The sequence below is a fragment of the Duncaniella muricolitica genome (genome assembly GCF_910574735.1).
Lineage (GTDB): Bacteria > Bacteroidota > Bacteroidia > Bacteroidales > Muribaculaceae > Duncaniella > Duncaniella muricolitica.
In genome coordinates this window covers 1-5,683 of sequence record NZ_CAJTCF010000051.1, presented here as the reverse complement: position 1 = coordinate 5,683, position 5,683 = coordinate 1, and the positions used below count along the sequence as shown (strand labels likewise).

Here is a 5,683-nt window from a genome sequence, read left to right as displayed (position 1 = left end):
AAGACTGCCTATTTATGGTTTGCCTCGGGTCTACGCATAATTTTTCCGGGCACACGGTTCCGTGGCATATCGTTCAATGCCGAGCAGGATGAGGATTTCCATGAAGCAACACGTCGCCTTCTCCAGTATTTCAACACTGGCATTGTGGATATTCGGCGTTTCCCTGTCCGGTCAAAAGAGGAGACCAACCTACCCGACCGTTTGCTTGACAAAATCATAAGTAGCTCAACTCCGGGACGTACTGCTCTGGTGGCGGCTCCTGAAAGCAACGAATGCTTCTTCTTTGATTTCAAAGAGGACGGCACATACACGATATTCAAGCAGAAGGCGGTTCACCGCAATGATGCGGATGACGAGGTCGTTTTTGAAATGGACGAGGAATCCGACGGTTCAATCAGGCTTCTTGATTTCATCCCCATGCTTATCGACTTGGGACAGAGTGAAGTGGACTATATGATTGATGAGCTTGACCGCAGTATGCACCCCTTGTTGTCGCAGAAACTGATAGAGTGCTATCTCCACGAACTTTCATCGGAAAGAGACACCCAGCTTATTATATCCACCCATGAGTGCAATCTTCTCAATCTTGACATGATTCGCTCCGATGAGGTCTGGTTTGTAGAGAAAGACAAGGACGGAGCATCCCGCCTTGTGTCTCTTGCAGAGTATAAGCCCCGCGAGAATGTGCAGAAAGGATATTTGCAGGGCAGATACAGCGCAATCCCATTCTTCGCACCGATTGAAACCCTAAATTGGCAGAAACATGAGAAAGCGTAAGGATTTTGTACGTCTCGAAGGTGTGCGTTCCGCACGCCTTGTCGTGATTGCCAGCGAGGGTCGCTGCACAGAGTCGATATATTTTTCGGCTGTGAAAGACCGGCTCCGTGCTCCGAATGTTCATGTTGAAATATTGACCCGTGATTCCAATGAGTCATCGCCTGAGAGCGTTCACGCCCAGATAGCGGACTTTATGCGACAATATAACATAGAGGATGATGATGAATTATGGCTTGTCATAGATCGTGACCGCTGGCATGAGCGTATGCTCTCGCAGGTGGCCCGGCTATGTGCGCAGAATCCACATCTGAATTTCTGTATGAGCAATCCCTGCTTTGAGTTGTGGCTACTGCTACATCTTGAAGATATAAGGGAGTATGACGAAGTGACTTCAAATGAGCTTGCCATGAACAGGAAGAATAAAGCCGGGGTGACTTGGCTGAAGAAACGTATGCGAGACCTTCTTGGTTCCTATTCTGAATCGAGCTATGACGCTGTACGCCTTCTGCCACATGCACCGAAAGCAATGTCCATAGCACGGGAGCTTGATGAAAATCCTGCCGACAGGTGGCCTCAAAACATCGGCTCGCGCGTTTATCTCCTTATGGAAAGCATTACAGGAAATAGTCTGAAATAAGCTATGGGACATTATTGCCGGAAGTGCGGTCAGTATCTCGCCAATGAGAAATTCTCGGGCAAAGGTCACGCTCGCCATATCTGCAAGAAGTGTATGGCGGAGGAACGTGCCCACCGTCGTCAGATACTGAAAGAAAAGCGGGAACGTGGCGAAATACCGGAATTGAAATTGAAGCCGGTGTCTCAGGAGATCATAGACTATGTTGAGAATGAGATAATCCCCCGCTATGCCGCCTTCGACAAGGCGCATCAGGAAAGCCATGTCCGCATGGTCATTGAACAGAGCATAAAACTCGCCGAACATAATCCGGCAATGAATTCCGATATGGTCTATATCATAGCGGCGTTTCATGATCTCGGTCTTGTCAACGGCAGAGAGAACCATCACAAGGACTCCCGCACGATACTTGAAGCGGACGAGTTTGTAAAGTCGCACTTCACCCGCAAGCAGATTGTGACTATGGGTCGCGCTGTTGAGGACCACCGTGCATCTAATCAGAAGAAGCCTCGTAACGGTTACGGAATGATTGTAGCGGAGGCAGACCGCTTCATCGAGGCAGACACGATAATCCGGAGAACCATTCAATACGGTCTGGCAAATTATCCCCAACTCAACCGAGCCGGACACTATCAACGGACAATCGAACACCTCAACGAGAAGTACGGCACGAAGGGGTATTTGAAAGTATGGGTACCGTGGAGCGACAACGCCAAGAACCTGAAAAAGCTCCATGCGCTGCTCACCGACAGGAAGAAACTTGAAGAGATTTTCAACCGCATTTTCGATGAAGAAAATGAATAGAGACAGGCCTCCCCCGGAGGTCTGTTTTCATACCCGGTTTCACCATCCGATACACTTGCCTGACCCGGTCGAATCATTCAGTCGCCGACATCCTCAGACGCATCTTCTTCACTTTCTAATGTAGTAAAGTAACAGACATACTCCAATATTAGTTAAACACCTAATATTCAACAATGTTACAGCCATTGCAGCCCAATGATTAAGACTTCTGTCAGACTTACTTTTTGCGGTACAAATTCGGTGGCTGAAAAATTTACAGTTACTTGAAATTATTTTCTCGTATTTTAACACTCTATGTCGTGGAAAATCATTAACTTTGCACATTGTGCAAAATGTACGAAAGAGAGGTCTGTTTCCTTAGATGAAGTCAGCTGGGAAGCCCCAAATCATCAAAAATCAGAAGTGAGACCGACCCTTGTATAATAAAAGCTCAAGTAGCACGCTATCAATACTATAAGGATAGTGCATCGGCAAGTAGCCTATTGGTGATAACTGGTGCCATTTGGTGTAAAATATTGAAAAGTCGCTCGTTATCGGGCGGCTTTTTTCGTACCAATACTGCAATATAACCGCTTTTCACCCCTTTTTACCTGTGTTTTTGTACCCGATTTGTAGCAAATCGGTCAATCCCGTCAATGCGTGCCGCAAGGTCGTGGATGATGTTTACGTAGGTTTACGTCAGTTTACGCCCATGAACACTTTTTGCGAAATAAAAGGAGAAATAAACACTAACACAGGATAAAAATGAGTAGCAACATTGAAATCAAAAAGAAATGCCATTGGTGTGGAGCTGAGTTCATCGCTCGTAAGACAACAACGGAGTATTGCAGCCACCGATGCTCGGGACTCGCATACAAGGAACGGAAGCGTCAGGAGAAACTGGATTCATACCAACGAGAATATGAATACCAGCAATCAGGACAGAAAGAGGTTGCCAAACAGGAATTCCTGACACCGACACAAGCAGCGACCTTATTAGGCGTATGCCATGTCACTATCTACAACTATATTAACCGTGGTGTGATTAAGGTTTGGAAGCTGAAACGCAAAACGCTCATCCGTCGAGCCGATGTTGATGAGCTGTTCTCTGTCCTTGACATTCAAAGTACACAAATAAAAAATCCATCAGCTCCAATTACAGAGTTCTACACATCGAAGGAGGTGCAGGAAAAATTCGGGGTGTCAAACTCCGGGATGTATAAGATTGCTGAGCGTGAGGGTTGGCCTAAGACTCAGAGCCGAGGAAAGACGCTTTGGAGCCGCAGCCATGTTGACCGCTACTTTGCAAATCAGCAACCGAAAGAGAAAATCAACGAGTGGTATACCGTGGCTGATATTCAAGCCGCCTATGGCATGACCTTATCAGCAATCTATACTCTCGTGTCAAAGGAGGGTATTCCTAAGAAAAAGCAGGGCAACTATGTGATGTATTCCAAGTATCATTTCGATCTGGCAAAGGGTATAGCCGCGCCAAAGGGCCCCGAATATTACACCTATCCCGAGGCGATGGAGAAGTATGGACTGACCCGTGACCAGCTCCACCACTATCTGAAATACCACAACATCACTCGTGTGAAGAAAGGAAAATACACTCTCATACTCTGCTCTGAACTTGATTCTCTCCTCGGTTCTCCGGAGATTTAATCTCCAGAGAGACCTTGGAGAAGCCTTGGGACTGCTGGAGAACTCATTGTTCTCTCATGCTTCTCCCGCTACTTTTGTATCTGATTTTCAAACCCTCAAACCCCATAAAGCAATGACAAACACCTGCACCAAAGTGTTCCTCCGTCGTCGCCCGTATGCCGGAGGTAAGGTATCGCTCTATCTCGATTATTATCCCGCGATACGCAATCCCCACACAAACAAGATGACCCGCCGCGAAACTCTCGGCATAGTCATCTTTGCCGAACCGGCCAACGAGATGCAACGCCGTTTCAATCAGGAAATGGAGGAGAAAGCCGAGGCCATCCGTTGCATCCGTTATCAGAGCCTCGTAAACGAACAGTTCGGATTCCTTGACAAGACTAAACAGAAGATGGACTTTCTTGCCTACTTCGAGAAGAAGGCGAAAAGCAAATATGACAAATGGATGAGCGTCTATCTCCATTTCAAAAAATTCTGCGGTGGCCGATGTACATTCGGCGATATTACTACGGAACTGTGCGAAGAATTCCGGGAGTATCTTCTCTATGCACATAATCTGCGCCACCCTAACAAAAAGATACCGTTATCCAACAACTCTGCTTCAGGCTATTGGTCAACATTCCGCTGTCTGCTGAAAATGGCATATAAGGAAAAATATATCACTGAGAACGTCAACGACTTTCTTGAAGGCATCAAATGGCAGGAGGTAAAGAAGGAGTATCTGACGCTCGACGAGATGAAAATCCTTGATGCTACCGAGTGTGAGGTGCCTATCCTCAAACAAGCATCTATGTTCGGGCTGTTTACCGGACTACGACTTAGCGACCTATTGCAGCTCCGATGGGATAATATTGAGCGAAGCCCGGACGGTGGCCACTGCATACGCCTATGTACCGAGAAAACCGAGACAGAAGCGACATTACCGATAAGTGAAGAGGCTCTGAAATATTGCGGTGAACGTGGTGAAGGACTTATCTTCAAAGGCTTCCGCCGCTCAATGGCACAACAGCCATTCAAGAAATGGGTGAAGGCCGCAGGCATCGAGAAAAAACTCTCGTTCCACTGTCTTCGCCATTCGTTTGCTACGCTCCTTATCTCGCTGGGTATCGACGTATATGTAGTATCAAAGATGCTGACCCACCGCAGTGTCCGAACCACGCAGATTTACGCAGATGTCGTAAGCGAGAAAAAACGCGAGGCATCCAACGCCATCACTCTGAAATAATAATAATATAGACCGGGATGATTGCCTTGTCAGCATTGTCTCGGTCTATAATTATATTGCTATTATAGTGTCTAATCGATTGACTTAAACATAGCCTCTACAGATGATGTATCAATGGGAGGTTTAGTCCTCAATTTTCCACTAATAGCTTCCTCAAGAGCGGCCTTTGTTATCTCATTAGACTCATTATAAGCAGCTTCAAACAATATGCTCTCAACCAAATTGTCAAGGCTACAATGCTCTTGTTTAGCCATATCTTTAAGACGTTCTATGAGATCTACTCTCAGAGAGAACGTAATTATTTTCTTTTGAGCTGATGTCGCCATTATGTTATTTTTGAGTGCAAAGGTACAACGAATCAAGCATATCTCCAACCAACAATGCTGATTCAATTTTCGGAGAATGAACAATCGAAAGTGTTACCGTGTTTTAACCTTGTTTGCATAACTCGTAACTACTCAGGTAGGTATGCCGTACTCATATTATGACGAAACAATAGCAGCTTAACGTTCAATTATCACTTCGCATTTGACGCTCATAAAAGCTATTGAATATCAAGAAAATAAACATTATTTTACTTGCATATTTGTTTTTTTTTT

Annotated in this window: 6 protein-coding genes; 5 read left to right on the top strand and 1 reads right to left on the bottom strand. The window is 45.7% G+C overall.

Annotated features, from left to right (window positions below; translation table 11 throughout):
• The 5 genes from QGT73_RS11470 to QGT73_RS11450 all read left to right on the top strand — a co-directional run.
• The coding region (locus QGT73_RS11470) for an AAA family ATPase (protein ID WP_280122493.1) at nt 1–777 on the top strand (777 nt) is incomplete at its 5' end.
• Nucleotides 764–1,414 carry an RloB family protein gene (locus tag QGT73_RS11465; RefSeq protein WP_280122492.1) on the top strand — a complete coding sequence of 217 codons (651 nt, stop codon included), beginning with the start codon at nt 764–766 and terminating at the stop codon, nt 1,412–1,414. The genes QGT73_RS11470 and QGT73_RS11465, both read left to right, overlap by 14 nt.
• A gap of 168 nt (nt 1,415–1,582) precedes the next feature.
• On the top strand, nt 1,583–2,215 hold the full coding sequence (locus tag QGT73_RS11460; RefSeq protein ID WP_280122498.1) for an HD domain-containing protein: 633 nt from the start codon (nt 1,583–1,585) through the stop codon (nt 2,213–2,215).
• Nucleotides 2,216–2,959: 744 nt separating this feature from the next.
• Entirely contained in the window at nt 2,960–3,859 is a 900-nt protein-coding gene (locus QGT73_RS11455) for a helix-turn-helix domain-containing protein (RefSeq protein ID WP_123477092.1), read from the top strand.
• A 112-nt stretch (nt 3,860–3,971) separates the two neighbouring features.
• Nucleotides 3,972–5,084 (top strand): site-specific integrase, encoded by a 1,113-nt coding sequence (locus QGT73_RS11450; protein ID WP_123477094.1) that lies wholly within the window; start codon nt 3,972–3,974, stop codon nt 5,082–5,084.
• 71 nt (nt 5,085–5,155) lie between these two features.
• Here the strand turns inward: QGT73_RS11450 and QGT73_RS11445 are convergent, their stop codons facing one another.
• Nucleotides 5,156–5,410 carry a toxin-antitoxin system protein gene (locus QGT73_RS11445; RefSeq protein ID WP_280120501.1) on the bottom strand — a complete coding sequence of 85 codons (255 nt, stop codon included), beginning with the start codon at nt 5,408–5,410 and terminating at the stop codon, nt 5,156–5,158.
• Nucleotides 5,411–5,683: the final 273 nt, after the last annotated feature.

What these genes read in the sequence shown, in the direction of transcription:
- QGT73_RS11465 (WP_280122492.1), top strand. Translation starts at nt 764, where the DNA reads ATGAGAAAGCGTAAGGATTTTGTACGTCTCGAAGGTGTGCGTTCCGCA.
- QGT73_RS11455 (WP_123477092.1), top strand. Translation starts at nt 2,960, where the DNA reads ATGAGTAGCAACATTGAAATCAAAAAGAAATGCCATTGGTGTGGAGCT.
- QGT73_RS11450 (WP_123477094.1), top strand. Translation starts at nt 3,972, where the DNA reads ATGACAAACACCTGCACCAAAGTGTTCCTCCGTCGTCGCCCGTATGCC.
- QGT73_RS11445 (WP_280120501.1), bottom strand. Translation starts at nt 5,410, where the DNA reads ATGGCGACATCAGCTCAAAAGAAAATAATTACGTTCTCTCTGAGAGTA.